Source organism: Moraxella oblonga NBRC 102422, assembly GCF_001598275.1.
Lineage (GTDB): Bacteria > Pseudomonadota > Gammaproteobacteria > Pseudomonadales > Moraxellaceae > Moraxella > Moraxella oblonga.
This window is the reverse complement of the sequence record NZ_BCYQ01000101.1, coordinates 1-767: the sequence shown is the minus strand read 5'-3', so window position 1 is coordinate 767 and position 767 is coordinate 1. Positions and strand designations below refer to the sequence as shown.

Genomic DNA, 767 nt, shown 5'->3' with positions numbered 1-767 from the left:
TCAAAATGGGATTTGGCAAACATTGGACAAACATAAGTCCGCCCAATGTTTTTAGCTAATCAATTACTTGCAATCACAATCGCCACAAGTGCAGTTTTGACAAATGCACGGCTCGCCATTTTGGCAGTTGCATTTTGGATTGCAATTTTGCCCTGTGCAAGATTGGCAACCGCAGTGGGCGTTTGGGTTTTTGATGATGTCGTTCATAACAATTCTCCAAATTAAAGGTTGATTATCAAAACAAAAACCGTTTTTAAACCACTAAAAACATTGCTTTTTTGTTTTGATGAGCGTATCATAAAGCCTAACCTTATGTTAGGGTCAAGGATTATTTTTACGGATTGACAATTTTTTACAAACACCAAAACAAGGAGCAACAATGAACATCGGTCAAGCGTCCAAAGCCACAGGGCTATCCATCAAGCAAATCCGTGATTATGAAAAGTTGGGTTTGTTATCAAACACTTCACGCACATCATCAGGCTATCGCATTTATGATAATGAGACACTAATCCGCCTAAAATTCATCGCCAAAGCAAGGGGCGTGGGCTTTTCGCTTGCCCAAATTGGCGAGCTTTTGGCACTGCAAGACAATCCACACCGCAAAAGCTGTGAAGTCAAAGCGTTGGCAAATACGCACATTGAATTTTTATCAAATAAAATCAAGGAATTGGAAGAAATGAAAACTGCTCTTGGGGCGTGGCGTGATGCCTGTCGTGGCGATGATATGCCAGAATGTCCGATTTTACAGGGGCTTGGGGGATAGG

2 protein-coding genes are annotated in these 767 nt (G+C 41.5%); one reads left to right on the top strand and one right to left on the bottom strand.

Going from position 1 to position 767, the window contains the following annotated elements; genetic code table 11:
* Positions 1-63: 63 nt before the first annotated feature.
* Positions 64-207, bottom strand: a complete 144-nt coding sequence (locus MOB01S_RS12655; protein WP_174521842.1) for a hypothetical protein — start codon at positions 205-207, stop codon at positions 64-66.
* Positions 208-379: 172 nt separating this feature from the next.
* Here MOB01S_RS12655 and MOB01S_RS12070 point away from each other — a divergent pair, with 172 nt between their 5' ends.
* Positions 380-766 (top strand): Cu(I)-responsive transcriptional regulator, encoded by a 387-nt coding sequence (locus MOB01S_RS12070; RefSeq protein WP_034295614.1) that lies wholly within the window; start codon positions 380-382, stop codon positions 764-766.
* The last annotated feature ends 1 nt before the right edge of the window (position 767 follow it).

What these genes read in the sequence shown, in the direction of transcription:
- MOB01S_RS12070 (WP_034295614.1), top strand. Translation starts at nt 380, where the DNA reads ATGAACATCGGTCAAGCGTCCAAAGCCACAGGGCTATCCATCAAGCAA.
- MOB01S_RS12655 (WP_174521842.1), bottom strand. Translation starts at nt 207, where the DNA reads ATGAACGACATCATCAAAAACCCAAACGCCCACTGCGGTTGCCAATCT.